At 65.3% G+C, this 25,520-nt stretch carries 25 protein-coding genes; 12 read left to right on the plus strand and 13 right to left on the minus strand.

Going from position 1 to position 25,520, the window contains the following annotated elements:
- Nucleotides 1–861 precede the first annotated feature (861 nt).
- Nucleotides 862–1,323, minus strand: coding sequence for a DUF4190 domain-containing protein (locus KV110_RS23445; protein WP_218469434.1), 462 nt, complete (start codon nt 1,321–1,323; stop codon nt 862–864).
- 391 nt (nt 1,324–1,714) lie between these two features.
- On the opposite strand from KV110_RS23445, the gene KV110_RS23450 reads away from it, so the two are divergent.
- Entirely contained in the window at nt 1,715–3,427 is a 1,713-nt protein-coding gene (locus tag KV110_RS23450; protein WP_218478799.1) for a CocE/NonD family hydrolase, read from the plus strand.
- A gap of 214 nt (nt 3,428–3,641) precedes the next feature.
- Complete coding sequence (locus KV110_RS23455) at nt 3,642–4,490, plus strand: acyl-CoA thioesterase (RefSeq protein ID WP_218469435.1); 849 nt, start codon at nt 3,642–3,644, stop codon at nt 4,488–4,490.
- On the opposite strand, the gene KV110_RS23460 is transcribed toward KV110_RS23455, so the two are convergent.
- Nucleotides 4,467–5,246 (minus strand): helix-turn-helix domain-containing protein, encoded by a 780-nt coding sequence (locus KV110_RS23460; protein ID WP_246633929.1) that lies wholly within the window; start codon nt 5,244–5,246, stop codon nt 4,467–4,469. The two genes, KV110_RS23455 and KV110_RS23460, sit on opposite strands and share 24 nt — an antisense overlap.
- Nucleotides 5,247–5,759: 513 nt before the next feature.
- Here KV110_RS23460 and KV110_RS23465 point away from each other — a divergent pair.
- The 3 genes from KV110_RS23465 to KV110_RS23475 all read left to right on the plus strand — a co-directional run bounded on the left by KV110_RS23465 (nt 5,760) and on the right by KV110_RS23475 (nt 8,908).
- The gene (locus KV110_RS23465; protein ID WP_218469437.1) at nt 5,760–6,809 is read left to right on the plus strand and encodes an FAD-dependent oxidoreductase; all 1,050 of its coding nucleotides are present in this window, start codon (nt 5,760–5,762) and stop codon (nt 6,807–6,809) included.
- A gap of 77 nt (nt 6,810–6,886) precedes the next feature.
- Nucleotides 6,887–8,023, plus strand: a complete 1,137-nt coding sequence (locus KV110_RS23470; protein WP_218469438.1) for an epoxide hydrolase family protein — start codon at nt 6,887–6,889, stop codon at nt 8,021–8,023.
- A 471-nt stretch (nt 8,024–8,494) separates the two neighbouring features.
- Nucleotides 8,495–8,908 (plus strand): DUF6299 family protein, encoded by a 414-nt coding sequence (locus KV110_RS23475; protein WP_218469439.1) that lies wholly within the window; start codon nt 8,495–8,497, stop codon nt 8,906–8,908.
- Between the two features lie 61 nt (nt 8,909–8,969).
- On the opposite strand, the gene KV110_RS23480 is transcribed toward KV110_RS23475, so the two are convergent.
- From KV110_RS23480 to KV110_RS23525, 10 genes are all read right to left on the minus strand, one after another.
- Nucleotides 8,970–9,338 (minus strand): hypothetical protein, encoded by a 369-nt coding sequence (locus KV110_RS23480; RefSeq protein WP_218469440.1) that lies wholly within the window; start codon nt 9,336–9,338, stop codon nt 8,970–8,972.
- Between the two features lie 81 nt (nt 9,339–9,419).
- Nucleotides 9,420–11,036, minus strand: coding sequence for an alpha/beta hydrolase (locus KV110_RS23485; RefSeq protein WP_218469441.1), 1,617 nt, complete (start codon nt 11,034–11,036; stop codon nt 9,420–9,422).
- A 6-nt stretch (nt 11,037–11,042) separates the two neighbouring features.
- Nucleotides 11,043–11,333 carry a hypothetical protein gene (locus KV110_RS23490; RefSeq protein ID WP_218469442.1) on the minus strand — a complete coding sequence of 97 codons (291 nt, stop codon included), beginning with the start codon at nt 11,331–11,333 and terminating at the stop codon, nt 11,043–11,045.
- Between the two features lie 256 nt (nt 11,334–11,589).
- Nucleotides 11,590–12,348, minus strand: coding sequence for an SDR family NAD(P)-dependent oxidoreductase (locus KV110_RS23495; protein WP_218469443.1), 759 nt, complete (start codon nt 12,346–12,348; stop codon nt 11,590–11,592).
- Between the two features lie 117 nt (nt 12,349–12,465).
- Entirely contained in the window at nt 12,466–14,364 is a 1,899-nt protein-coding gene (locus tag KV110_RS23500) for an acyltransferase family protein (protein ID WP_218469444.1), read from the minus strand.
- Complete coding sequence (locus KV110_RS23505) at nt 14,361–15,041, minus strand: hypothetical protein (RefSeq protein WP_218469445.1); 681 nt, start codon at nt 15,039–15,041, stop codon at nt 14,361–14,363. The genes KV110_RS23500 and KV110_RS23505 overlap by 4 nt, the downstream gene beginning before the upstream one ends.
- A gap of 71 nt (nt 15,042–15,112) precedes the next feature.
- A complete protein-coding gene (locus KV110_RS23510; protein ID WP_218469446.1) occupies nt 15,113–15,586 on the minus strand; it encodes a hypothetical protein in 474 nt (157 codons plus the stop codon).
- On the minus strand, nt 15,583–16,956 hold the full coding sequence (locus KV110_RS23515; protein ID WP_218469447.1) for a sensor histidine kinase: 1,374 nt from the start codon (nt 16,954–16,956) through the stop codon (nt 15,583–15,585). The genes KV110_RS23510 and KV110_RS23515 overlap by 4 nt, the downstream gene beginning before the upstream one ends.
- A 59-nt stretch (nt 16,957–17,015) precedes the next feature.
- Entirely contained in the window at nt 17,016–17,702 is a 687-nt protein-coding gene (locus KV110_RS23520) for a response regulator transcription factor (RefSeq protein ID WP_218469448.1), read from the minus strand.
- Between the two features lie 89 nt (nt 17,703–17,791).
- Nucleotides 17,792–19,009: a phthiocerol/phthiodiolone dimycocerosyl transferase family protein gene (locus KV110_RS23525; RefSeq protein WP_218469449.1), complete on the minus strand. Its 1,218-nt coding sequence runs from the start codon at nt 19,007–19,009 to the stop codon at nt 17,792–17,794.
- Nucleotides 19,010–19,175: 166 nt separating this feature from the next.
- Between KV110_RS23525 and KV110_RS23530 the strand changes: the two genes are divergently transcribed.
- A complete protein-coding gene (locus tag KV110_RS23530; RefSeq protein ID WP_218469450.1) occupies nt 19,176–19,793 on the plus strand; it encodes a TetR/AcrR family transcriptional regulator in 618 nt (205 codons plus the stop codon).
- A gap of 47 nt (nt 19,794–19,840) precedes the next feature.
- Here KV110_RS23530 and KV110_RS23535 read toward each other — a convergent pair whose 3' ends face one another.
- Complete coding sequence (locus KV110_RS23535; protein ID WP_218469451.1) at nt 19,841–20,485, minus strand: TetR/AcrR family transcriptional regulator; 645 nt, start codon at nt 20,483–20,485, stop codon at nt 19,841–19,843.
- Between the two features lie 105 nt (nt 20,486–20,590).
- Between KV110_RS23535 and KV110_RS23540 the strand changes: the two genes are divergently transcribed.
- The 6 genes from KV110_RS23540 to KV110_RS23565 all read left to right on the plus strand — a co-directional run bounded on the left by KV110_RS23540 (nt 20,591) and on the right by KV110_RS23565 (nt 25,494).
- On the plus strand, nt 20,591–21,622 hold the full coding sequence (locus KV110_RS23540; protein WP_218469452.1) for a medium chain dehydrogenase/reductase family protein: 1,032 nt from the start codon (nt 20,591–20,593) through the stop codon (nt 21,620–21,622).
- Nucleotides 21,623–21,683: 61 nt separating this feature from the next.
- Complete coding sequence (locus tag KV110_RS23545; protein WP_218469453.1) at nt 21,684–22,283, plus strand: ABC transporter permease; 600 nt, start codon at nt 21,684–21,686, stop codon at nt 22,281–22,283.
- A gap of 29 nt (nt 22,284–22,312) precedes the next feature.
- Nucleotides 22,313–22,726 (plus strand): Dabb family protein, encoded by a 414-nt coding sequence (locus KV110_RS23550; protein ID WP_218469454.1) that lies wholly within the window; start codon nt 22,313–22,315, stop codon nt 22,724–22,726.
- A 208-nt stretch (nt 22,727–22,934) separates the two neighbouring features.
- Nucleotides 22,935–23,318: a hypothetical protein gene (locus tag KV110_RS23555; RefSeq protein ID WP_218469455.1), complete on the plus strand. Its 384-nt coding sequence runs from the start codon at nt 22,935–22,937 to the stop codon at nt 23,316–23,318.
- 232 nt (nt 23,319–23,550) lie between these two features.
- On the plus strand, nt 23,551–24,897 hold the full coding sequence (locus KV110_RS23560) for an FAD-binding oxidoreductase (protein ID WP_218469456.1): 1,347 nt from the start codon (nt 23,551–23,553) through the stop codon (nt 24,895–24,897).
- 87 nt (nt 24,898–24,984) lie between these two features.
- Nucleotides 24,985–25,494 (plus strand): NUDIX domain-containing protein, encoded by a 510-nt coding sequence (locus KV110_RS23565; protein ID WP_246634765.1) that lies wholly within the window; start codon nt 24,985–24,987, stop codon nt 25,492–25,494.
- Nucleotides 25,495–25,520: the final 26 nt, after the last annotated feature.

The raw sequence follows: 25,520 nt of genomic DNA on the forward strand, positions 1-25,520 counted from the left end.
TGGCAAGTCGGGCCATGACTTCCACCTAAAACAGGGTGATCGGATGATCGGATCATGCAGTGGACTCCGATGTCCCGCAATACATCTCGACTACGAGATAGATCTTGCGCGAGGACTGCTAGGCCACAACCATAGCCCTCCAATGACTTTCCGTCGACCCCTACCGTTCATCTAACTCAGGCCAATATTAGTCAGCATGCCGGCCCGATTTCGCTGGGGACAATTCCGACTGGTCGGCGGGTAAAGTCGGATACAATTACCCGCAGACTAAGATATTCACTTTGGAAGTTCGACGCACCCAACACGAGAACGACGAGCCGAGACGGTCGTGGTGTGCGCCAGCAGAACTCTCGCCGGAACCGGATGGATCCAACGGCCATCGACAAGCCCGTGTCGTGCGCATGGCTCTTCGAAGACCTGGTTACGAGATCCGTTCTGTCGCAAGGCGAATCATCGCTTGAGGCTCAGCCCCTGATCAACCGGATGACCAGTTCGATAACCTGCGACGTCGCTCATCGGTGAATTCCGACGTCGCCTCGGATCGAAAGATGTTCGTATCGGCGAATTTTGACGGCACAATCTCGTAAGATCTGCGCGCCTCGTCGGGTCAGTTGTATGCCACGATCCGGCGAGACTACCGTGTGGGGACAACTGGGCTTGCGAACGAGCGCAAGTGCGTGGTGGTCTGGTATGCACCGCACAAGCGGCGGCACTCGATCAAGCGGACCTGAGCCCGCCTGATCGAGGACGCGCCCGCATGGCTCACTCGGCGTCGAACGGCTTCGCAAAACGCCGCGCGCCCGTGCGTTCGGTGATTTCACCCGCCGCGTGACGCCATCCGAAAAGAGCGAAATAATCGTGTCAGTTGGTCGGCCGTGGGCTGATGGTGACGCTGAATTTGTTTTCCACCGTTTGCTGCCAATCCCGTTCGCACTGATCGATTTTCGCGCGATCATTACCGGCATCGCTCACGCAGTCGGTGAAGTCGTCACCGCCGGTGAAACCGAAAAGGGCGAAGCCGACTGCCAGGGCAACGGCCGTCGCAATCAAGGCCACTATGCTCAGCACCAAGCCCGTTATCGCCATAGCGGAGCCCCCGGCCGTGCCTTTCCGGGCCCTGGACGTAGCGATAATGCCGATGACAAGTCCGGCCAGGCCGAGCAGGATTCCGCCGATCACGGTCCAGAAGCTGACCAGCGCGAGGATGCCGAGCACCAATGCGGCGATGGCAAGGCCGTTGCTTTCGGACTGCTGTCGATAAGGCCCCGCAGGCGGCGGATACTGGCCCGGTGCCGTATAACCGGGGGGAAATTCCTCCGTCATGGCTGTCCTCTCTTTGCGTCGATCCCAGCTACCGGTTTTGGTGTCCTTCCGGATGCTAGTGAAATTCGAGCCGAGTGCACGCTTGCCACACACAGTTCTATTAAGAGAATGGTTTTTTCACCCGGATCCTGCGTTCGACTCGCGCGACCGTGCGGTCCGCCGGTGCGGCGAGAGGCAGGATGACCGGCTCATCCGACCATTGTGTGTTGCCGCCGGACCGCCGATAATGATTCGGGGAGGGATCATGAGGCGCAGAGTCAGCGGAAGACGGTCGGCCACAACGCTATTGATGGCCGTGACGCTGTTGATCACCGTGCCGGTGTCGTGCGCGTCGCAGGACCGGCAGGCGGAGACGTGCGAGGTCACCAAAGAGGTCAACGTGCCGGATACGATGCGCGACGGCACGGTGCTGTACGCCGACGTCTATCGGCCGAAGACCGACGAGCCGGTGCCGGTGGTGCTGATCCGCAACCAGTACGGCAAGGACGTGGCGGCGCTCCAACCGCATCGGTTCCTGTCGCCGCACTGGCTGGCCACCCACTGCTATCTCGTGGTGCACGAGGACGTACGCGGCCAGTACGCATCCCAGGGCACGTTCTATGAGTTCACCCAAGAGGTGAACGACGGGTACGACTCGGTGGAATGGGCTGCCAAGCTGCCCGGGTCCAACGGCAAGGTCGGAATGTACGGCTCGTCCTACCTCGGGGCCACCCAATGGCTGGCCGCCGAGGCCGGGCCGCCGCACCTGACCACCATCGTTCCGATGAACACCTCCAGTGACTATTACGAGGGGTGGACGTATGAGGGCGGACAGTTCCGGCTCGGCTTCATCCAGCCGTGGGCGATGCACACCATCGTGCGCAGCGCCGCCGCCAATCGGGGCGACACAGCGCTCGTCAAGGAGTTGGACGCCGCGTATCTCGACGTCGCGAAGTGGCTGCGGCACCGGCCCTACAACACATTCCCGCCATTCCGGCCGGACGATCCGAAGGTCGCGCCGTACTTCTTCGACTGGATCAAGCACTCGACCAACGACGACTACTGGACGTCGCTGGCGCCAGAACGCCACCATTCCAAGATCAAACTGCCGATCCTGCACATAGAGGGCTGGTACGACTCGTTCTTGGACGGCGGCATCCGCAACTTCACCGGCATGACGGCCGACGGTGGGTCGCCGGAGGCGCGGGCCGGGCAGCGGATGGTGATCGGCCCGTGGGATCACAAGTCCTACAGTCGGCCGCCCGCCGAGGCCTACCGGCCGTCGCCGATGCTCGCCGCCATCGGGAAGGCCGGGGAATATCCGCTGGACGAGCGGCTGCTCGCCTGGTTCGACCAACACCTCAAGGGCCGCCCCGGTGACGGCCGCGCCGCGGTGGACTACTTCGAGATGGGCTCCAACACGTGGCGGCAGGCCTCGGCGTGGCCTATCCCCGGCACCGAGTTCACCAAGTACTACCTGGGCAGTGACGGCCACGCCGCCTCACTCTTGGGCGACGGCAAGCTCGCCACCACGCCGCCCACCGCCGGTCAGCCCCCCGACCAATACACCTACGACCCGCGCGATCCCGTGCCGTCCGCCGGCGGGCACTCGTGCTGCGACAACACCGGCGGGCAGCAGGGACCCTACGACCAGCAGACCGTCGAGGCCCGTCCGGATGTGTTGGTGTACACGAGCCCGCCGCTGACCGCCGATACCAGGGTGACCGGCCCGATCAGCGTCGAGTTGTACGCCTCGTCCTCGGCCGAAGACACCGACTGGACGGCGAAACTCGTCGACGTGCACCCCGACAGCACCGCACGCAACCTCAACAACGGCATCTTGCGGGCCAGCTTCCGCGAATCCGCCACCCACCCGACGCCGATCGTGCCCGGCCAGATCTACAAGTACACGATCAAGATCTGGCCCACCTCCAACATGTTCAAAGCCGGACACAAGATCCGCCTGGAAATCTCATCCAGCGACTTCCCCCAATACGCACCGAACCCCAACACCGGCGCCCCCTTCGGCACCAGCGACGGGATCCGCACCGCCCACCAAACCATCTACCACGACCCAGTCCACCCCTCCTCGATCACCCTCCCGATCATCCCGGCCGACAAGTAACCGTCGGCGCACACCCGAACAGATTCGTGTGCTGCGGACGCGGAGGCCGGTGGTCGCGATGACTGCCCGCTTCGGCCTGCGAACCGTCTATCTCGTCATCGAGGTCGTGGTCGGGCGCGCCCTTGAACAACCGCGTCAATTTGGTGGAACATGCACGCCATAAGCATGCATTGCCGAGGTTTTTGTTGATGACTTCCATCTAAGGTCCTCGTTCATGAATTCCATTAGTGACCCCGTCTTTCCGGCCCAATGCGATATCCGAGTGAGGCAAGGCGATCTCGGCCGGAACGACTCGGTGAGCACGATCGGGATGGCTCGCTGGCTGGAGGACGCCCGGATTCGAGTGAGATTGCCGCGGTTCGAACGACTCGTACGGGCCCGTGGGTTCGGCCCTTACCAGATCGTGTTCGTCAGCCAAAGTGTCGAACGGCTGGCAGCCACCCACCGCACGGATACGGATATTCGGGTGCACACCGGTATTCGTCGTATCGGGCGGTCATCTTTCACCTTCGAGCAAGCGGTGTTCGTGGGCAGCGAGCGCGTAGGCAGCGGCGAGGCAACGGTTCTGCTGCTCGGCAGCGCGGGAGCGCTCGCGCTGCCGGACGAGTTGATCGCGGATCTCACTGCCTTGGCGATGCCGGATTCGAGCGAGACCGCCGTGACCCGTCCGGCTGCCGAGCGCCAGCAGCGGGACCATTACCCGTATTTCGCGCCGCTGCGTGCACGGATAGGCGACGTCGACTCCAATCAGCACGTCAATTTCATTGCCCTGGCCACTTGGTACGACGATGCTGTCGCGGCGTATACGTCAGCGGCGCTCGGCGTGGGCGAGGGAGGTCTGGCGCCCGACCTGTCACCGTCGTCGTATCGAATCAACTACGTCGGCGAGGTCACCTATCCCGGAAACTACGAGATCGGGGTTCTCGTCCGGTCTTTCGACGCCGAAGCCGTGCACTACGAACTCGGGATTTTTCTCGGCGGCACATGCTTGGGCGTCGCCGACGCCATCGGGGCACGTGGTGAGTTGTCCGCCGAGTCTTTAGCTCCCGGTGGTCTCCATTGAGCGGGCGTACTCGGCGGGCGTCTGGCCGTAGCGCTTTTTGAAAGCGCGGATGAAGTGGCTGCTGTCGGAGAATTGCCAGTGCGCGGCGAGTTCGCCGACGGTCGGTCGACGGGACGGGGCGGTGAGGGCGAGCCGCGCCGCTGCCAACCGGCGGTCGCGGATGTAGCTGGTCACCGACTCCCCCGCCGTAGTGAACGCCCGCTGGAGGGTGCGTACCGAGACGTTGAGTTCACGTGCCAGCATCCCTGGCGACAGCTCGGGATCGGCGAGATAACGGTCCGCCAGCGCCTTCGCTGCCTGGGTGAGCGTAGGCCTCAGCCCGGGCTCCGCGGCATCGAACCGGCCCGTCGTCACCGCCTTGGCCAGTTCGATCAGGGCGCTGTGAGCGGCGTGCACACCAACCGCCCCGAGGTCTGCCACGGTTGCGTGGACCATGTTCGTGTGAGCCATCAGCAGGCGCATCTCGGCGGAGTCCGCCGACTCGATGATGCTCCGGTTTCTGAACCGTGGTTCGAGTACGGCGGAGGGCAGCGTGAGAATCCGCACCGTGGTGTCCGGCGCCGCCCCGAAGTGCAGCGGCGGCCCGTGCCGTAGCAGGAACTGCCCGGCCGACACGGTGTATTCGTCGCGATCGGGCGAGCCGCCCAAACCCCATGCGCCACGCCGCACTACGTAAAGCCGTACCTGATCGTCATAGCCGTACGGGGTGCCTGCCGTTCGAATGACCGACGCGCTGTCGAGATCGGTGATCGCCACGTCGCGCACCTTCGCGACGCGGCTTCGGACCCGGAAGTCACCTGTCGTCGCTGGACTGAAGGTCGGCAGCGGGAAGCTATCGCCGACCTGGGTCTGCCACCCGTGCCGGAAGACATCGAAACCTCGCGATACGGCGCCAGGGACGGTGGAATCGAGTGAGAACCTTCCGCGCGAGTCTGCGACTTCCGCACCAGTGCTGTTCATCGGCGGCCGATCCACTCCGCGTTCATCCCGGTCCTTGTATGTTCTCTCGCAGATTACCGCCTGTCACGAACCGGGCTCGACTCGCACGAGGGTTGTCAGCGCTCTGGCCGACATTCTCGACAACGCCGACCATCAACAACCGGGCGCTGTCGCCGCCGCCTTGATCGATCTCCGCCACCGCGGCAACCTCGACCAGCCATACTCACAAGGTCCGGCGACGCCGATCCGCACCACCCCTGACGCTGAGGGTCGCGACCAACCGATTCCGTTGGCCCGCAGCTACACACGGCAAACCAAGGAGGCAACCCGATGGTGACCATCGTCGGCGGCGGTATCGCTGGATCCACTCTCGCCGGTGCCCTTGCCCGCATCGGCCACTCGGTAACCCTGCACGAACAGCAGGCGAACGACGCTGGCGGCGGCGCGTTCCTGTTCATCGACGGACGGGGGCACCACGCCCTCACCGCTCTCGGTGTCTCCGAACCGGCCCTGCACGAAGCGTCCTATCCCCTGGCCGGGCTGCAATACGTCACCAGCACTGGCCAGCGCTCCGAAATGGCCAGTCGCGGCCACCGGTTCTGGCGGCGCTACGACCTCATGCAAATCCTCAACGACTTCGTCGCCGGCTCCGGGGCCGACGTGCGATACGGCAGCCAGGTCTCCGAAGTCACTGTCGCCCACCGCAATTGCATCATTCGCACCAGCGCCGACGGCACCACGACCGACGATCTGCTCGTGGCCGCCGACGGAATCAACTCGGTTGTGCGGAGGTGCCTCGAACCTGCCAGGCCCGCGGTCTACGCCGGGGATGTGGTGATGTACGGGACTACCACCTGCGGACTCGATTTACCGACCGATCAGGCGACCCTGCACTTCTTCGCCGAAGCAGACGCAGCCGGCGGCACCGCGAGCAGCACCCTCGGTCACATCTGGCACCCCGACGACGACCATGTCCACTGGTTCATCCGGCTCACCCGCGAACCACTGGCAGACGCGGACGACCTGGGCGTACATCCGATCAACGAATGGGCCGACACCATCATGCGGGCAACTCCGTCGAACGCGGACATGGTCGACATGTTCATCGCGAACACCGATGTCGTACATGTCAGCAACGCACGCGATGTTCCGTTGGACAATGCCGCGGCGCCGACGACGCCAGCGCTACTGGTGGGCGATGCCGATCACGCCATAACCCCGGCTGCCGGCGTGGGCGCGCGCGACGCGCTCGAAGATGTGCACGCCGTCTTCCAGGCCATCACGTCGAACTCTTCTCCCGCAGCGGCGATGGCGCAGCGTCGCAGCGAAATCGTCGCTGATCGCGACCGCGTACAACGCGCGAGGCGGCGAGGAAGGTGACCAGCACTTGAAACGGAACGATCCGTTCTGCTACAGTTCAAACAGAACGAAGCATTCCGTTTCACTAGGAGATCGCGATGAGCACCATCAAGCCCTTTCAGATCAACGTCCCTCAGGCCCAGCTCGATGATCTGGCAGACCGGCTGCGCCGTGCCCTCTGGCCGAGCGAGCTGCCCGGCGTAGGCGACTCCTACGGCGTGCCCGGTGATCGGGTGCACACCCTCGCGCAGTACTGGCTGGAGAGCTTCGACTGGCGGGCGCTGGAGGCGAAGCTGAACTCCTACCCACAGTTCACCACCGAGATCGACGGCGAAGACATCCACTTCCTGCACATCACCTCGTCGCGGCCGGATGCCGTGCCGGTGATCCTCACGCACGGCTGGCCCGGCTCGATCCTGGAGTACCTCGACGTCATCGCCCCGCTGACCGAGCCGGAGTCGGTTGACTCGCCCGCCTTCCACCTGGTCATCCCGTCGCTGCCCGGTTTCGGCTTCTCCGGCCCGACTCGCAGCACCGGCTGGAACCGCTACCGCACCGCGAAGGCGTGGGTGGAGCTGATGGACCGGCTCGGCTACCAGCGGTACGGCTCGATCGGCAACGACGCGGGTTCGATGATCGCGCCCGAGATGGCCAAGCTCGCGCCGGGCAAGGTGATCGGAGTGCATGTGACGCAACTGTTTTCGTTCCCGTCCGGCGATCCGGCCGAGTTCGAGGACATGTCGGGCGAGGACATGGCAGCGCTGGGCCACCTGCAGTGGTTCCACGACAACAAGATGGCGTTCAACACCTTCCTCAGCCAGCAGCCGCAGACGCTGGCCTACGCGCTGACCGACTCGCCGATCGGCCTGCTCGGCTGGAACGCGCAGCTGATGGGCGAGTCCCTTGACCACGATTTCGTCATCGGCAATGTGGCGATCTACTGGCTGACCGGCACCGCGAGCTCGTCCACCCGGTTCTACTACGAGGACGCGCACGCCCCGGAACAGCCGCAGGGCCCGACCACGGTGCCGACCGCGCTGGCCATGTTCAAGGGCGACTTCCAGTCGATCCGCCGATTCGCCGAGCGCGACCACAAGAACATCGTCCGCTGGAACTCCTACGATGCCGCGGCCGCCCAAGGCGGACCTAACGACGCGGCCGGTCACTACGCCGCACACGAGGCGCCGGAGCTGCTGGTCGGTGACATCCGCGAGTTTTTCGCGCAGCTCGGCTGAGATCGGCGCCGCTCGCCGCACGGCCCGCACCAGCACGCCGGGTGCGGGCCGCCGCATGTGCCGGGCACTCGAGACAGTCTCTTATGTCATGCCTGAGCTGCGGCGCATTCCCCGAGGCGAGGTCAGACCTCGTGGGCTGTCGGCGAAGTACCCAGGACGGCAAGGGTATTCAGCGACCTGCACCGAGGGTTTGACCGAAGATGCCCCGTAGAGCCGCTGCGCCCAGAGCCTCGAATGCGGCCCTACTCCGCCCCGACCGGGCTGACCGGCAACGGATCCGGTCAGCTGTCGCTGCTTGCGAAGGGCCACTGGCGATCTGGGGAATGACCGTAGCTTTGGGGGGTCGGTGTGCGGACATTATGTCGCTACACTCAGCATTGCATTTGACTGCGAATTCCTTTCCACCACAAGGAGAGTCGTGCGATGGTTGAGTATCGTCGGACCGCCGTGCCCAGGAATCGATTCATCCGAATGGCTATCGCCACGGTTGCGGGGTGCATAGGCACGGCCGTGCTTGCGGTCCCGGCCTCGGCGGCCCCATCGGCCGAGCTGACCGCCGCCGCCATCCAGCGTCTCAACGCTGATGGCACTGTGCAGATCACCGGCACCTACACCTGCAACGGCGGCCGCGGCAAAACGTACGGGAGCACCACGTTGACCCAGGGCGATCCCGGGAACGACACGCTCAGCTATTCGGCGGCGGGGCCGGGCCCGCTGGCCTGCGACGGCACTGCGCACGACTACACGATCAACCTTCCGGAACCGGAAGCGTTCCCATTCCAGCCCGGCCCCGCCAAGCTCCTCATCATCTGGGACATCTACACCACGGACGGGAACATCACCAGGGCTGAGCTCGACCAGGTCCCCGTCACCCTGCAGAGCTGACCAAGACCCGGCCGACCCGCCTCACCCGCTAGGGCACGGACGGCGGCGGCGTTGCGGTAACTCATTCGCCCAAAGGCCATCCTCGACGATTCGACGTGGCGAAGTATTCCTCGTATTCGATCTCGTCCTGCTGTTCGGCGCGTTCGGCTTTGCGTGCCGAATTGGCCTCGGCAAAGATCATCACGGACTCGAAGCGCGCGTCGGCGCGAAGCTCTTGCATCGCCGCTTCTACCCTGGGCTGTTTATCACGCAGAGCAGCTTCGTATGCTTCCAAGATGGCGTCGGCGTCGGGCACGTCGACCGCGAGCAGCCGGTTCTCCGCGTCTACAACGACTCGCACGCCGCGTACGGTGGCTTCACCGCGGATCTGTCCGATCGCGTGATGTGCACGCTGGACCTTGAGACCTAGTTCTTCGAATTTCTGCGACATCGGGCTACCGATCAGGCTGCTGAGTGAGTGATGGTGTGCGGCAGACGATCGCCGCGGAAACAGGCGGCCGGATTCGCTCGGTCATCGGGTTTGCTCTTTGTCACTGATGATGTGCCCCATGGTCTCCAGGCCCTTTTGATTCTCGTGGCCGAAATACGTGTTGTGGTCGGTCCCCTCGTCCGAAGCGAAGTTCGTCCCGAATCCAGGCATCCAGGGGGCTGTACCGTGTAAGCCAGTACTGGCCGCTATAGGAGCCGTCGTATCTTCCGGGGCGATTGTCGAATAAATGCGTTTGGAGGAGTCCTCCGCTCCTACGCCGGTGAGTCTGATCTCGGATGGCGCTTCCACACCGACGCCCGGGCTACCGGCAAAGATAAGCTTGTCCGCATCGAGTGGACGGTCGGCCGCGCTAGCCGCGTGACCGATCGCCGTTGTGCCGTAACTGTGTCCGACCACCGTGTTCATCGACCGCGGCCCCTCGTGGGTGACGCGTAGCCCGGACTGGTAATTGTTCAACCTGTCGGTTGCATCCTCAGCACCGTCATCCAACGCGGCCGATCCGGGCCATTGCGGCACGTCGTACCCGAGCCACCCGATAGCCGATGTCCTAGTAGTGTGATCCGCTCCCTCGGCGGCAATCCGCAACATGTCTGCGCGATCGGTAACCGCTTTCATTTCCTCGACATTGGCGCCCGTCCCTGGCACGAAAGTCACCACATTGCCCGCGGTGTCCGGATTCCGTATCGCGATCGCGGCTCGCCCCTTGTCATCGAATAGGGATAGCAGTCGTGGAACGCCGTCCGTGGGCACGAGCGCTTCGCTGAGCTTCTTGTAACCGGCTATTCGGTCGGCCAAACTGTCGGCCTGCGCTTGCAATCCGGCTCGTTGTGCAGGCGTCAAAGTCAACTCGAGTCGTTGGTTGAGGTTGTCCAGCTGGCTCTGCGCCTTCGCATGCAGGTTATTCAGATTTCGACGGTTGTAATAGTCACGATCCACCTGCGGAATACCGTCACGGTTGCCGATGAATGGGTCGTGGCGGAACAACGCGTCCTTCTCCGCGGGCGTCAGCTTCTCCCAGAAATCACGCAACTGCTGCGGATCCGTCGGCAGCTGCGCTGTGCCCGCCAGGATGGCCTTCACCGCCTCACCGAGGATCGGGTCGGGCGCCTGCTGGAGCGCTGCGAGCTGCTCGAGGTCGGCGGTAATCGCCTGTGCTGCCTCGGTTTCCATCGCGCTGAAGTCGTTGAGCAACGCCTGGATCCGCGCCTGCAGCGCGGCCGCCTGTTTGTTCAAATTCAGCTGGTTGATATAGGAACCAGGATCGACGTCGGCGTACGGCACCGGCGGCGCTGTGACGACGCCATGATCGTCGACGGTCATCCCGGCACCAGGGACCTCGATCGTCGCGATGGTCAATAGCGGCGTCCGGATGGCAGACAGCTGCTTACCGAAGTCGTTGTAGGCGTCCGCGACCGCCACCACAGCGCTGCCGATATGACTACCGGCCAGCTGTTTCGCCAACTCGCTTGCCGCCATCGCGGAAGCGCCGTCTCCCTTCCACCTCGTCTTGGCACCGTCGACTTCGCGGTGCATCTGGTCGATTCGGTTCACGAGGATCGAATTCTGGGCGACGAGATGCGCTCCGAAGTCCAGCATCGTCTCGGGCTGACAGGCCTGGACATAACTGATGGTCGCCACCGGGACCTACCGACCTTTGAGGTAAGCGCGGAGTTGCTCGGTGGAGGCGGACTCCATCGCCTCATAGGTCCGCGCACCCCACAACGCGGTGTCGGACATCCGGCGGATCTCACCGCCGAGTAGGCGATAGGCGCCCCGCACGGCATCACCGGTCCCCTCGAACACCTTCGCGACCGGTCCATCCGACATCGAAACGACGACCGAATGGTCGATCGCGTTGATGGCGTCGGCATGACGACCGAGGTCGGCCCCCAGCCTCAGCACAGTTTCGAGATCGACTTGCAGAAAGTCAGCCATTTACTCCCCCAGCAGCGAACACACGCTGTGATGCGTTGCGTACCAATATCTTTCCGGTCGACCTCCGGCGGTTCAACTCGACTTTGCGCTACCCCGCCCACGCTCTCGAAAATGCCGCCCACCAGCACCGACGGCCACACCGCTGAGCAACCAAGATGCAACTGCTCGATTTTCGGTGGACGCCAAGTGCCTCCGGCCGAACGCGACCACCAGCACAGCGCGCCACGGGCGGGTGTCAACATGCGGGGAAGCGTGATCACATGGCGGTGAAACCGCCGTCGGCCATGATCGCGGAGCCGGTGATGAAGCTCGATTCGTCCGAGGCGAGGAATACCGCGACATCGGCGAGTTGCTCGGGGGTGCCGAGGCCAAGTGGCTGCCAGCTGGTCATCTCGTCGAGGAACTGGTTGCGGTCGGGCTGGTTTCGCGGGAGGTAGGGGGCGGCCATGGGGGTGTCGACCATGCCGGGGCACAGACAGTTCGCGCGAACGCGGTCTCGTGCGTGTTCGACGGCGATGGTCTTGGTCAGCATCAGGACCGCTCCTTTGCTAGCGCAATAAGCCGCGAATCCCTCTTCGGCAACCACCGATGCCACCGAGCCCCAGGTGATGATCGATCCCCCGCCTGCCCGCCGCATCGCGGGGATCACCGCTTGACAGGTGAAGGCGACACTGGTCACGTTCACCCGCATCGTCAGCTCCCAGTCTTGGGATGTCATCGCCAGAAATGGCGCGGAATATGCTACCGCCGCACAGGTACTCAGCACGTTGATCGCGCCGAACCGCCTTTCGGCTCCGTCGACAACGTGCCGGATTGCTTGCTGATCGGTGACATCGGCTTGCGCTGTCGACAAACGCTCTGATCGTTGCTCGGTGGCCAGACGAGCCAACCCGTCCGCATCGATGTCGACAGCCACGACCGCCGCCCCTTGGCCCAGCATCGCCACAACGGACGCCCGACCCATTCCCGAGGCCGCGCCGGTAACGATGGCCACCTTGCCGTGTAGCCGGTCCATACTGCTCCTCTTATACGGCAACAACTTCGGTCCAGACCAGCGAGGTTAATCCTTCCCTTTTTATAGACAACCCCCCCGACCGCCGCCTCGATATGACTTGTCGCGCAAGACTTCTCATCATCGGCACTCGGGGAAGACCGTGAACTCTTTACTCGCAGCCCATCCGGTGTTGACCCACGATGATGCCGGTGCCGGGGTGAATCCGGAGTATCGCTGTACGAGCCGGCCGATCAACCAGTTGGTGAATCCGGCTGCGCCCCGCGGGCAGGTGTGAATACCGTCGGATGCGCGATCGAGTGCACCGTCGGCGTCGATGTCGGATCTGAATGCGGCGCCCCAATATTCGTCGGCGTTCACGGCAACGGCACGCCCGCCGGAATCATCCGCGACCGCTCGTGCCACCGGGAAGGCGCGGGCCAGATCGGTCATGTGGGCGGCGTAGAAGTCGTCGGGACGGATCGGCGGAGAACTGACGAACATCACGTAGCCACCGGCTTTCGTCACCGTGTCGACCAGCCGGGTGTAGGCGCGGCGTTGCTCGGATTCGGATCCCCAGTCGTAGGTGGTGATCTCGTAGCCGACGACGTCGGGGCGGAAAGCCGCGATCCGAGCGGCGAGCCGAGGCCAGTTCTCGTCCGAGAACGGGCCGACCACATTGCCGCCACCGTTTTCGGCAGCCGATTCGAAGGTCAGTCCACTCGCGGCGGCGGCAGCGGCCAGCGGACGCGCCAACTGGGCACCCACCGAGTCACCGACCCACATCAGCCGCCGCAGCGGAGGTCCCTGTCTCGCCGCATCGATGGTTCCACTGCCTTCGATGCTGATCGTGGCGGGGCGCGGCGTCGGCACGATCACCCACAACAGGACCAGGGCCAGCATTGCGGCGATGAACGTGGTGCGGCCGGTGCGGCCACGTGCCCACGGTGCCCGGAAGCGAATCGGGTCCTCGATCAGATACTTCGACCCGGCGGCGGCCGCGAGCGCGAGCGCGCAGGCGAGGACGGTACGCGGCCATCCGGCCGCCTCATCACGCAGCAGCACCAACATCGGCCAGTGCCACAGATAGAGGCTGTAGGAGACGGTGCCGAGCCAGACCAGCGGCCGAACCGACAGCGCCCGCGCCACCGCGGTCGCCGGTGCACGCACGCACAACAGCACCAGCACGGCCGCCGCCGCGGAATAGGCGAACAAGCCGCCACGAAACAACCAGGGCGAGGTCTCACCGTCGACGAACACCCAGGGCACAACTATGCCCGCCACCAGCAAGGCCATCGCGATACCGGCCCACCGGCGCAGGACGTGCCCGAGGAACCTGCGCGCCGGGCCTGTCGCGGCCATGGCGCCGAGCAGCAGAGAGAACGCTCTGGTGTCGGTGCCGATATAGACGCGCGTGGTATCGGCAGGATCGAGCAGCACGATCATCAGCACCAGCGACGCCACCGCCGCCAGCCCGGCGCACACTGCGACCCGTCGGTGGTCACGCTTTCTGCCGTGCAGGAGTGCCAGCAGCAGTATCGGCCAGAGCAGATAGAACTGCTCCTCGATCGCGATGCTCCACAAGTGTTCGAACACCCGCCCGCCGGTGAAACGGGCCCAGTAGTCCGAGGATTCGGCGATCAGGTGCCAGTTGGCCAGGTTCGCCTGTACCCAGGGGCCATCGGACAGTGCGCCGGGCAGATAGGCACCCTCGCGCAACACCCAGCTCAATCCGACGACAGCGACCAACAGCACCGCCAGCGCCGGAAACAGCCGCCGGATCCGCCTGCCCCAGAACGCCGTCAGTGACACCGTTTCGGTAGCGGCGTACTCGCGCAGCAGCAGATCGGTGATCAGGAACCCCGACAGCGCGAAGAACAGGTCGACACCGAGGAACCCACCGGACAGCACACCGGTGTGAAAGAGCAGCACACCGGTGATGGCCAGGCCGCGCAGCCCGTCCAGCGCGGGATAGTAGGTTTGCCGGGCACCGCGTCGCGCGGCGGTCGTCGACGACGCCGTATCGACCGCCGAGCTCATCGAACACCTGTCGGGATACCGTGCGGTACAGGCGTGTTCGCCGCCTCCGGCACCTTGCGCGTGACCGCGACGGCGAGCGCCGTGTAGGTAGCCACGATGAGCAGCGCGCCGATCACGTCGCTGGGCCGATGCCACTGCCGGGTGACCACGGCGCCGATCACGGCCGACGTGCACGACGCACCGAGGACCGCCAGCACCGGACGCACTCGTGCAGCGGCGGTAACCGTCGCAGCCGCGGCCAGCGCGGCCACCCAGGCGACGGTGCCGCTGGGAAACGAGTTCTGCATTCCGGTGCCGAGCAGATCCGGCCGCGGCAGTGCGCCTTTCAGGAATGCGGCAGTCGCCGACGAGCCCGCGACGATCAGCACCGCACGAACGACACCCAGCACGGACCTTGCCCACACCACCCGCGCCGCGACCGCGACCAGCACGATCGCCGAGACCACCGGGATCGTGTCCGAGTCGAGCACGAATGCGGCCACGGCGTCCCAGGTCGATGAATCAGACCGGCGCATCAGCTGCTCGTCGGCGTACTGGCCGCCGCTGGTGTAGATGGCCAGCTGAACCGCGTATCCGGTTGCGACGCACGACAACCCGGCAACCAGCAACGCGGGCAGACGGAACCGTAGGGACGATCTGGCCGCCACCTGCGGCATGCCGGTTCGAAATGGTGTCATGGCCACCACGGTGCGCTGTGAATGTCCGGCTACCTTCGCCGTAATGTCGCAGTCGTGTCACAACCGGCGGGTCAGTGCTGCGGGCAGCGCCTCGGTTCCGTGGCCGGAGCGATGGTGAAGGACACCACGACTTCGGTCGTCCGGTCGTCTCCGCTCTGCCGGGTGACACCGAGGGCCGTGCAGATGATCTGGTCGACACCGCGCGGCCCGATTTCGTCGCGGTCCAACGGGACCCGGATGGTCATCGTGGAGTTCGCCATGTCGACGACCGGGCCGCTGGATTGGATCACCGGGAGGTCGGACCGCAGTGCGGTGGGTGGCCCGGCTCGTAACAGCAGGTCGAGGGCGCTCGCCACGGTGCCGAGCCGCTGCGTCCGATACAGTTCCGGCCGCAGCTCGTTGTGCGCGTCGAGGAAGTAGAGGTACACGCCGGGTGCGACGCCAGTGGGCGCCTGCCCGCCGACCCGTACGCCGCTGGGGCTCACCCCGCAACCGGCGAGCGCGAGTACCGCGGCGATCAGCGGCAGCACGATTCGGGTGTTCACTGCGATCCGCCCGCATATCGGGGTAGCACCACGACGAACACCGCCCCGCCGTCCGCGGCGTTGCCTGCGGTGATGTCGCCGCCGTGCAACCGGGCGTGCTGCAAGGCGATCGCCAATCCCAAACCACTGCCCTCCGATCGAGTGCGTGCGCTGTCGTGCTTGTAGAGCCGGTCGAACACCCGCTCGATGGCCGCCTCCACGAGTCCCGGTCCGCTGTCGCGCACCTCGATCCGCACCGTCGTCTCGTCGACGGTAAGCCGCACCCGCACCGGTGCCGCCCCATGCCGCAGCGCGTTGCTCACCAAATTGGCCACCAACACGTCGACCCGACGCGGGTCGAGCACCGCGGTCGTGCCGCGCGGTCCACTGACATCGACCAGGTCGCGCCACTGCCGCAAGTCCAGACACTGCTCCACGATCTCTCGCGGGTCGACCTCGCGCACCTGCAGACGTGCCGTGCCCGCATCGAACCGTGACACTTCGAGCAGGTCCTCGACCAGCCGGGTCAGCCGACCCACCTCCTCGACCGCAAGCGTGGTCGATTCCCGCTGTTCCGCGGTCATCCGGTCGGCATCACCCCGCAACACGTCGACCACGGCGTTGAGAGTGGTCAGCGGGGTCCGCAGCTCGTGCGAGACGTCGGCGACGAACTGTCGCGAATTCTGCTCGCGGTGCCGCAATTCGGTCATCGAGCGCTGTAGCCGCTCGGCCATATCGTTGAATGTGGCTGCGAGATCGGCGAGTTCGTCCGAACTGTGCACCTTGGCGCGGGAACCGAGATCTCCGGTGGCCAGCTGCCGCGCCGAATCGCGCAGGTGCCGCACCGGTCGCAGCACGCCGCGCACCGACAGCAGGGCCAGCAGTACCGCGGCGAGCGTGGTGAGCAATCCCGCCCCGGCCGCGATGCGCAGCGTCGAATCCAGCCGCCGCGCGGTCGGTTCGAGATCACGCACGAGATAGACCTCGAGGCCGGAAGGCGTGCGAGCACCGTCGAGGCCGGTCAGCACGACCGGTGTTCCGATCACCAGCTTCGGTCCGGTCGATGAATTCACCCGCTGAAACACCAGAACACCGCGCGCGCCGACCGCCCCCCGCAACTCGGGACTCACCAGATCCTTGCCGCGAGGATCGCCGGACTCTAGTGATTGGTAGGTAACCAGTGTCGCGTCGGCCACCATCAGCCGGAACCGATCCAGTGCTTGCTGATCGGGCGGGTAGGTCAAGTCCGGTGCCAGCACGCCGATTCTGGACCGCGCGTCGTCGACGGACTGCTGCTCGACATTGGTGAGCAGAGCATCGTGGAACGCCGCGAAAGCGGTCACGCCCACGGCCAAAGCGCTGAGCACACTCGCCGACACGAAGGCCAGCACCAGCCGCACCTTCAGGGTCTTCGGGCGCCCCGAGGGCGCCGAAAGCCAGCGCGGCGGCTTCACACTGGGCCGAACCGGTATCCGAAACCCCGGACCGTCTGAACGAAAACCGGTGCCGCGGGATCGTTTTCGACCTTCGCACGGACCCGTTGGATGCAACTGTCGACCAGCCGGGACTGGCCCAAATAGTCGTGACCCCACACCGATTCCAGGAGCTGCTGCCTGCTCAATACCCGGCCCGGGTTGCCCGACAGTTCCAGCAACAGCCGCAGTTCGGTGGGCGTCAACGGCACCGGGGCACCGTCCTTGGTGACCATGAGGGAATCGGTGTCAATGGTCAGTCCGCCCTGATCGATCACGGTGGTCGGTTGCCCTCGACGGTCGTAGGTCCCGCGGCGCAGCACCGCCTTGATTCGCGCGTCGAGCACCCGCGGCTGCACCGGTTTGACCACATAGTCGTCGGCGCCGACCTCGAGGCCGCCGACCACATCGATGTCCTCGTCGCGCGCGGTCAGCATGACGATCGGCACCGCCGACTCGGCGCGAAGCCGACGACACACCTCGAAGCCATCGGCTCCGGGCAACATGATGTCGAGAATCACGACGTCCGGCGACATCGTGACGAACAGGTCTATTCCTTCCTCCCCGCTCGCGGCGGGGAGCACCGTGTATCCATACCGACCGAGAGCGAGTTCAAGCCCGCGGCGGACGTGCGGGTCATCCTCGATCAGCAGAACGGTCACCACCTGGTCATTGTGCCATCGAGCGGCAGCCGGGCACCCGCAGCGAGCGGCACCGCGACGGGCCTGCCCGGCAGACTTGTAGTGACCGTGTCCTAACCGGACCGCCGGGCCAAGCCGTGGAGGTGGTCGGCGAGGAGTCGACTTGTGTCGGGCGAGTGAGCCGAGGTGTCGATGGTGAGTTGGCCGTCGTAGGTCGTGATGACGTAGGGGGCAACGGATGTCATGGGATTGTTCGGCATGAGGGGGTGGAAGTCTTCGATGGTGAGTTCGGGCGGGGTGGGCAGGTGTGGAATGACTCCCCAGTTCGTCGACACCAGCAAGGCCGACAAAAACGCTTCGGGGTTGGCGAAATCCCCGCCGTCGGAAGCGGCAGACATGAACTGCGAACTCCCCGCGAAGACCGCGCCGGTGGCGACTCCTTCGCGCAGCTTGCTGGTGACCGCACGGGCCAGTGCGAGAAGATCGTCATCAGCCTGCGGGTCCGCCACGAAATAGGCCATGCCGAGCACATTGGTGCCCTCGGGGTATCCGATCCGCGGGGTGAGTCTGGTCCGCAAATCGACGGGGTAGGTGTAGTGCAGGGTGTCGATGTCGACGCTGCGGCTTTGTGCGGTGGCGGCCAGCAGCGCGGCGGAGACCAACCCGTTGAGCGTGGTCCCGTGGCTACGTCCGGTAGCGAGGAGGGCGGCGGTGTCGGCGGCGGACAGGCGAGTGCGAACGCGCTCGGGCGGACCCGAAGGGGTATCGACGTCGGCCAGGGCTCCGAATATGTCCGTGTCCGGCAGGGCGTCGACGGACCCGGTGTCGATGCCGCGCTGATCGAGCAGGTGCTCGAGCGAGTGGGGGTAATCGTGGCGGGTTGGAACGGCAGGTGTGCCGTCGACGCAGGCGGTATAGCAGTTCCATAGTTCGGATAGCAGGTGTAGTGAGTGGTGACCGTCAGCGATGGCGTGATGGGTCAGCAGGGTGACCGCGGCGGTGTCATCGCTCCCACGCACCGTGTGGATCGCCGCGGCGCGGTCGTTCAGGTCGGGTAGTCCGAACAGCGGGTTGTCGGTGGGACCGGCTACCTCGTCGACCACGGCGGATAGTTCCGGTGCGGCTTCGATAGACGGCTGGCTCGCGTGGTCGAGCACCAGTCGGGCGGACAGGATCGGATAGGCCGAGCGCAGGATCTCGAACGCCTTCGCCAGCGCGGCCGAGTCGAGCTTGCCGCGAACCTGCGTGCAATACCCCACGTAGAGCCCGAACCGGAAGTGGATCACCTCGCTCGGTGCGAGCGGGCGAACCAACAGTTGTGACGACGTCATGAATGGCTCCTTCGACTTCACCGGGGGTAGAGAAGCCTGAAACCGGCCCTTAGCGACACTGGTAGGGGAGGTCGGCTACCCTCAGGCTAAGCGCGAATGGCAGACTCTGCCATAGTGTCTGCATATGCCAAGTAGGTAAGCTCTGTCACTTTGCTAGGCTGGAGTGATGCCGAGCACAGACGCGTCAACGGAGCGCCCCGGTCCGGATCTGCGGGCGCGCCGGCGGCGGCAGACCGAACTGGAGATCCATGCGGCCGCGGTGGCGCTGGCCGCCGAGCGCGGCGCGGATCAAGTCACCGTCGATGACATCGCCGCGCGTGCCGGGGTGTCCGCGCGCACGTTCTTCCGGTATTTCGCCACCAGGGACCGCGCGCTCGTCTTCGACCGGTGGGGATTCAGCGACGCCGTCGACGAACTGTTCGTGCGCGCGGATCCGAATGAGGTGCGTTTGCGCGATATCGAGCAGGCATTCGGCAGCGTGCTGGCAAACATCGACCAGAGCCCGGACGTGGGTGCGACCGCGGATATGTATCAGGCCATCACGTCATCACCACAGCTGATGGCGGCGGCAACGGCGGCGGCCAACGAGCGGACCGACGGATTGCTCGCGACGATTCCCGCCACGGCACGCTCGCGGGTGCGGTTCATGCTCGCCGTCGCCGGTACGGTCCTGTTCGCCGCCTTCACCGAGTGGATCGAAACAGGTACGCCCACCGGCGCTTCCGGCGCACCATCGGTCCTCGACATCTATCTGCGCCTGTGTGATGAGCTCGGCACGCTCTGAACGTGCACGGGATGGGCAGAAAGTCTGACCCCCGGCCCGCGGTCCGGCTAGGGCGCGTCCTTCAGGTGGGCCAGCGACGTGATCATGCGGTCGGCGATGTCCGGTGGCCACGGGAACGCGACGGTCGACGCGCGCTGGTGCGCCAGCCCGTGCAGGCCGAGCCACAGGCCGATGGTGTCGGCGGGCAGATCGGTACTGGTGGCCTGGTCGGCGCGGACGCAGTCCGACATGACCTCGGTGAGTAGACGCAGGGTCTCGTCGCCGAGGGCGACCATATCGGCCTCCGTCAGCGTGGTTTCGTCCAGAGCGGGCATCCACAGGCCGCCGAACATGGTGCGGTAGCGCTGGGGATTACGTTCAGCGAACTCCAGGTACGCGTGACAGACGGCGAACAGCCGGTCCCTCGGGTCGTCGCCTACCCCGGTCACGGCGGCGCTCAGATACTCCGCGAGCTCACCGAATGCCTGCTGCACGACGGCCAGCATGATCGTCGGCTGGTCGGGAAAGTGACGGTAGATCGAGGGCGCGGCGATCCCGACGCGGCGGGCGACGGACCGCAAGGTGACGGCCTTTTCGTCGCCGGTCTCGTCGAGCAGTTCGACGGCCGCGGCCACGATGTCGTCGCGCAAGCGGGCGCCCTCCCCTCGACGGTTGCGAACCCGAGTGGGAGACGCGGTCATGTTGTCTGCCATACCGTCAACTTACACCTGAAAACTTATCGGTGTTACCCCTTGAATCTCCGAACCTAACGTGTGTATGTTTACAGCTGTAATCATTCACTGAGCGCGGAGAACGTCATGAACACCACCACTGTCACCACCGAGGTCGTGCTACCGGGCAAGGTCGAAGCGAACGACCTGCTGCTCCGCACCCGCAAACTTCCCGCGCCCAGCAAGGGCCAGGTTGTCCTGCGCATGGATGCGACCGGCGTGTCCTTCGCCGAGCAGCAGATGCGCCGCGGCAAGTACTACGACCAGCCACCGTTCCCCTTCGTTCCCGGCTACGACGTGGTCGGCACCGTCACCGCCGTCGGCCCCGAGGTGGACCCCGCGATGGTCGGGCGTCGGTACGCCGCCGTCGTCAAGGTCGGCGGCTGGGCCAGCCACCTGCTGATCGACGCCGCGGATCTGGTGCCGATACCGGACGGCGTCACCGCGGCCGCCGCGGAAACGGTGCTGGTCAACGGAATCACCGCATGGCAGATGCTGCACCGGACGGCCAAGGTGCCCAGCGGCGCCACGATCGTGGTGCTCGGCGCCAACGGCGGCGTCGGTTCCACCCTCGTGCAACTGGCCGGGCACGCCGGTATCACCGTGATCGGGACGGCAGCACCCAGGCATCACGACACGATCCGTGAACTGGGCGCTATCCCGGTCGACTATCGCGACCCGGACATGTACCAGCGCATCCGGGAGATCGCGCCCGACGGTGTCGACGCCGTGTTCGACCACGTCGGCGGCGCCGGATTGGCGCAGTCCTGGGCGTTGCTGCGCAAGGGCGGGACGCTGGTGTCCTACGGCACCGCGGCGACAAAGGACGAGGACGGCAATTCCCAACTGCCCGTATTGAAGTCGCTCGCCCGATTGGCGCTGTGGAACTACCTGCCCAATGGCAAGAGCGCCCACTTCTACAACTTCTGGGCGGGCAAGCGCCGGTTGCCCGCCTTCCGTAATCGGCTGCGCGAGGACCTGCTCCAGGTGCTGCGGCTGCTGGCGGACGGCGTTCTCTCGCCGCAGATCGCCGCGCAGTTCCCGCTGGCCGACGTCGCGCAGGCGCTCGCACTCGCCGAGTCGCGCACGGTCGCGGGCAAGGTCGTCATCACCGCGTAGCCGATCACCACATCTCGACCACCGTCAGTTCAATTCTGTTCGCACAATGAGGAATTCAGCCATGGCTACCATCACCCTCCCCGCCCCATCCAACTCCGCTCTCGTCCGCGTCGGCGACGTCGACAACCGCGCCACCTACCTCAGCTTCGCGCTCGCGTACCTGTTCGGGCACGGCGCCGCCGCCCTGTCCAAAGGCTCCGATCCGATGGTCAGCCTGCCCGGCTGGCTGCCGATGGCCCTGCTCGGCATCGGCCTCGCTGTCGGCACCGTCCAAGCGACCTTGGCCGCGCTGCGCGCTCAACGCGGCGCCGACAGCCCCGACATCTTGTCCGGCAAACTTCTCGGCATCTCCTGGGCCAGCGCCTTCGCCGCCCTCTTCCTCGCCATCACCGGTATCACCTCTCTGTTGGACAGATCCGACCTGCAGACGGTGCTCTGGCCCACCGGCGCCGGTCTCATCGTCGGGCTGCTCTACCTCGGCGAAGGCGCCGCGCGCCGCAATGTCCTGCACTACTGCCTCGGCACCTGGCTCGCTCTGGTCTCCACCGGCGCACTCCTGCTCGGAACTCCCGGCCTCTTCTGGGTCCTCACCCTCGGCGGCGGCGGTGGCTATGCCGTCGCAACCGTCCTCGAACGCCGCCGCCTCGCGGCCCGCCACTGAAACCTTCCACCGCGATCGAGGAGAATTCGATGATCTACCACGGCAACCGGATCAAACTCCGGCAAGGCGTCACCCAGGAACAGGCCGAGGCGGCGTTGGCGAGCCTGGACGAACAGGGCCGAATCATCCCGGCCGTGCAGTCGTTCATCGCGGGCCGCGAGTACGGCAGCGATTTCGACTGGGGCGCCATCTTCGTCCTGGCGGACCTCGACGCTTACTGGGCGTACCTGAGCCACCCGGCCCACACCGAGTCCGTACGAATCGGACTCCCGCTAGCCGAGAAGTTCCAGACATACGACCTCACCGATGACCCCGACCCCGACTTCGAGTCGAAGGTCGCGCAACTGCAGAAACGCCACTTCGACAGTGCCCCGGAAATCGCGAAACTACTCACGGCCCTGCCCGCCCACACCGGCATCAGCGCCCTCCCCCACCCCGAATAACCCCGCCGATCCCCCTGTCCGGAGCCCGAAACCCCACGGGCTCCGGACATTTCGACGCCACCGGTGTGTGGCCGACATTTCTACAGCAGAATGGCGGATTGATACCCGCCCCGAGCTTCGACCACCCCCCACCATCGGGACGTGGCGAAGTCGCGGTTACGCGAGGACACTGAAGCCGTAGCGCCGATTCGTCTCCAGGAGGAACGTGATGGCAGCCGACAGGCCGTTTGGGATCGATCCGGAAGAATTCGAACGCGCTTTACGGGAGGCGGGGATCGAATTACGTGACCTCCTCGGAAAGGCCGGCGGGTACATCGATCGCACCAGCATGAATACGCTGGCGTCGCTGCTCGGTCAATTTGTTCAGCCGGAGCGCACGCGACCGCCGAAACCGGAAGACGAGACCACCGGCGAGACCGGCAGCGGGGTGTGGGTGATCTACAGCATCGATGACGCCGGTGGTGCCAGGGTCGAGCAGGTCTTTCCCAGCGAACTCGAGGCGTTGCGGGCGCATCGCGACAATACCGACGAACGCCGCCGCGTGCGGTTCCTGCCCTACGGCGTCCCCGCAACTGTGCTGGACACGCCCTGACACAGGCTGATCGACACTAGGTCCCCTTCCACCACGCCGGTGTCGTACGCCGGACCGGCCTACGTCTCGCTCCCCAGTGGGAGATCTGTTGCTGGCACAACACACTTCGCCGCCCTGATGCGGGCGTCGATCGGTGGCGAGGGCCGACACGCGAGATCTACCATGCGAACACACGCTTCGAACGAGAGCGGCCCGGACGGAGGAGCACGATGACCCGAATTTCGGCATCGCGATGACCACCGCGTTCGACGGCCCGCCCCTCGGGATCGATACTCGCTCAGCGGTTCTCGACCAATACACGGTAGACGAGACCGGTCGGGCCGGGCAACGGCCGTGCGGAGTCGCGTACCCGGCCAATGTCGACGAGGTAGCCGCGATGGTCCGGTGGGCGCGAGCGACCCGGACGCCGCTCATATCTCGCGGCGCCGGAACCAGTTTGGAAGGTCACCTGCTCGCGCAGGGCAATGAGCTGATCATCGACCTGTCGCAGGCGAATTCGATCCTGGACATCTCCCCCACCGATTTCACCGCGACGGTGCAACCCGGAGTCACCCGCACCCAACTGAACGCGGCGACGGCGGAATCCGGTTTGCAGTTCACCGTGGATCCCGGCGCCGACGCTTCGCTGGGCGGTATGGCCGCGACCAATGCCAGCGGCACCACCACCGTCCGCTACGGCGGAATGCGCGCGAATGTCCTCGCCCTGCAAGTGGTACAGGCCGACGGAACGGTGGTGCGGCTAGGCCGCGCGGTCCGCAAATCGTCGAGCGGCTACGACCTGAAGGACCTGATCATCGGCTCAGCGGGAACGCTCGGCATCATCACCGAACTCACCGTTCGCCTGCATCCGATCCCGGAATGGCTGCGCTCGCTGCGGGTTTCGTTCCCTACCGTGACGGCAGCAGTCGATGCCGCCCTGGAGATGCTCGGCGCGGCGCTGCCGGTGAGCAGGCTCGAACTGGTCGACGCCCCGGGCATGATCGCGCTCAACACATTCCGTGGCGCCGACTACGCCGAGACGCCGGCACTGTTCATCGATATCGAATCGTCGTCAGAACCGGCGGCCACTGCCGAAGAGCAAGAGATCCAGCGAATCGTGCGGGCCCACGATGCCATCGATATCGCGGCCGCACGCACCCATACCGAGCGGCATGCCCTCTGGGCGGACCGGCACAATCTCTTCTTCGCCCTCAAGTCACGCCACCCGGGAAGCCGCTTTCTGGTGACCGACACCGCCGTCCCCTATTCGCAGCTCGCCGCGGCGGTCGATACCGCGACCCGGCTCGGGGACGAACTCGGCTTGGCGATCAGCGTCGCCGGACACGTCGGGGACGGCAATGTGCACACCATCATCCCCTTCTCCGACCTGAATTACGCTGTAGTACAACAGTTTTCCGACAGATTGGTACGGCACGCGCTCGCCGTCGGTGGCACCGCGACCGGCGAACACGGCATCGGCCTCACCAAGAAGAAGTACCTGCGCGAGGAACACGGCGCGGCAGTCGACCTCATGATCGCGATCAAACGCACACTCGACCCACTCGGCCTGTTCAATCCGGGCAAGGTGCTCGACCCATAGTCCGATGATGCCGACTTGTTCGAGAGCATGGAAAGATCGATACTCGTGGAAACCATCGGAAGCCGCGCCGTGTACGCGAATCCTTGGATGTCGGTGCGCGAGGATACCGTCCGTCGACCCAATGGCGACACAGGGATTTACGGGGTCCTCGACCGCGCCGACTTCGCCATGATCATCCCCATGGACGGTGATCGCCTACACATGGTCGAACAATTCCGATACCCGATCGCCCGACGCTGCTGGGAGTTCCCCGCCGGGACGCCGACACCAGGCCACCGAGCCGACCCGATCGACCTCGCGCACGCGGAATTACGAGAGGAAACAGGCCTGCGCGCCACGAACATGAGCTATCTCGGCACCCTCGACGCGGCCCCCACCTTGACCGCCCAACGAGGACACGTTTACCTGGCGACCGATCTCACCGCCGGACCACCGCAGCGCGAACCGGAAGAACAGGACATGCGGTCCGCGTGGCTGCCGCGCAGCACCGTCGAATCCATGATCCGCACCGGTGAAATCGCTACCGCGGGCACGGTCGCCGCCTACACGCTGCTGCTCCTGCACGAATCACACGCACGGAGCACATCCGCTGAGTAATTACCCCCATCGAACGGCAGTTCGCA

The sequence above is a fragment of the Nocardia iowensis genome, from assembly GCF_019222765.1.
Classification (GTDB): Bacteria; Actinomycetota; Actinomycetes; order Mycobacteriales; family Mycobacteriaceae; genus Nocardia; species Nocardia iowensis.